Raw genomic sequence first — 1,821 nt, 5'->3', positions numbered from 1 at the left:
CGCAAGTGTGAAACTCAAAGGAATTGACGGGGGCCCGCACAAGCGGTGGAGTATGTGGTTTAATTCGATGCAACGCGAAGAACCTTACCAGGGTTTGACATGTCCGGAATCTCCTGGAAACGGGAGAGTGCCTTCGGGAGCCGGAACACAGGTGGTGCATGGCTGTCGTCAGCTCGTGTCGTGAGATGTTGGGTTAAGTCCCGCAACGAGCGCAACCCTCGTTTTTAGTTGCCAGCATTAAGTTGGGCACTCTAGAGAGACTGCCGGTGATAAACCGGAGGAAGGTGGGGATGACGTCAAGTCAGCATGCCCCTTACGCCCTGGGCTACACACGTACTACAATGCTGTGGACAAAGGGCAGCAAGCCAGCGATGGCAAGCAAATCCCGTAAACCACGGCTCAGTTCAGATCGCAGGCTGCAACTCGCCTGCGTGAAGGTGGAATCGCTAGTAATTGCAGATCAGCATTGCTGCGGTGAATACGTTCCCGGGCCTTGTACACACCGCCCGTCACACCATGGAAGTTGGTTTTACCCGAAGTCGTTACGCTAACCGTCGAGGAGGGAGTGCCGAAGGTAGGGCTGATGACTGGGGTGAAGTCGTAACAAGGTAGCCGTACCGGAAGCTGTGGCTGGATCACCTCCTTAACAGGGAGACCTACTTCTCCAGAGACCGAACCCATAAATTTATTAGGTCCAAGAGAAGTCATCCCTAGGTCGTTCGAGATTGGCTGTTGGCTTTCAAACTATTATTGAGTTCGGTACCTTCTCCAGAAACAGCCAAGTATTGTTCGGTTTCTAACACTCAACAAACTTGATGGCTTGTTAAACTAGGAAGGTATGGGAATGAGACATTGCCAGAGGCAATAAACCCAAAGCTTTAAACTCAATTGGATAAACTTTTTCAGCAATCTTGTTCACCAAAGCAAGACTGCTGGGCGAGAGTCCAGACAGAACCTTGAAAATTGCATAGCAACTTGTCAAATGCGAAGTTGATTGCATCAGTTATTAGTACAAAAAACTGGTAGTTGAATGCATCAAACGCAGGTAGACACCAATGTTTAAAAGTGGTCAAGCTAATTAGGGCTAATGGTGGATACCTAGGCACACAGAGGCGAAGAAGGACGTAGTTACCGACGAAACGCTCCGGGGAGCTGGAAGCAAGCGACTGATCCGGAGATATCCGAATGGGGCAACCCCAAGTACTGCCTGTTGAATATATAGACAGGAAAGAGCCAACCCAGCGAACTGAAACATCTTAGTAGCTGGAGGAAGAGAAAGAAATTTCGATTTCCCAAGTAGTGGTGAGCGAACGGGAAACAGCCTAAACCAACGAGTTTACTTGTTGGGGTCGTGGGACAGCAATATTGAATCTAGCGGTTAGACGAAGCAGATAAATACTGCACCAAAGAAGGTGAGAGTCCTGTAGTCGAAAACTTAAGGATAGTAGCTGAATCCCGAGTAGCATGGGACACGAGAAATCCCATGTGAATCTGCGAGGACCATCTCGTAAGGCTAAATACTACTGTGTGACCGATAGTGAACCAGTACCGCGAGGGAAAGGTGAAAAGAACCCCGATAAGGGGAGTGAAATAGAACATGAAACCATTAGCCTACAAGTAGTGGAAGGACGATTTAACGTCTAACCGCGTGCCTGTTGAAGAATGAGCCGGCGAGTTATAAGCAGTGGTAGGTTAAGTCAGAGACGTAGCCAAAGCGAAAGCGAGTCTGAAAGGGGCGTTAATCACTGTTTATAGACCCGAACCCGGGTGATCTAACCATGTCCAGGATGAAGCTTGGGTAACACCAAGTGGAGGTCTAGA

1 protein-coding gene and 2 rRNA genes are annotated in these 1,821 nt (G+C 48.9%); 2 read left to right on the top strand and 1 reads right to left on the bottom strand.

Annotation, left to right across the window (positions count from 1 at the left end; all coding sequences use genetic code 11):
• Nucleotides 1-646 (top strand): 16S ribosomal RNA (locus V5G28_RS01135); the annotation flags it as partial.
• 177 nt (nucleotides 647-823) lie between these two features.
• On the opposite strand, the gene V5G28_RS01130 is transcribed toward V5G28_RS01135, so the two are convergent.
• Nucleotides 824-1,000: a hypothetical protein gene (locus V5G28_RS01130; RefSeq protein WP_336229429.1), complete on the bottom strand. Its 177-nt coding sequence runs from the start codon at nucleotides 998-1,000 to the stop codon at nucleotides 824-826.
• Between the two features lie 67 nt (nucleotides 1,001-1,067).
• Between V5G28_RS01130 and V5G28_RS01125 the strand changes: the two genes are divergently transcribed.
• Nucleotides 1,068-1,821: ribosomal RNA gene (locus tag V5G28_RS01125) — 23S ribosomal RNA — on the top strand; the annotation flags it as partial.

Source organism: Scytonema sp. PRP1, assembly GCF_036697665.2.
In the GTDB taxonomy this organism is placed as follows: Bacteria; Cyanobacteriota; Cyanobacteriia; order Cyanobacteriales; family Nostocaceae; genus Kalymmatonema; species Kalymmatonema gypsitolerans.
The sequence above is the reverse complement of the archived record's forward strand: the minus strand, read 5'-3'. Positions and strand labels throughout refer to the sequence as shown.

Excerpts from the sequence above, each read along its gene's own strand:
- V5G28_RS01130 (WP_336229429.1), bottom strand. The coding sequence starts at position 1,000 with ATGCAATCAACTTCGCATTTGACAAGTTGCTATGCAATTTTCAAGGTT.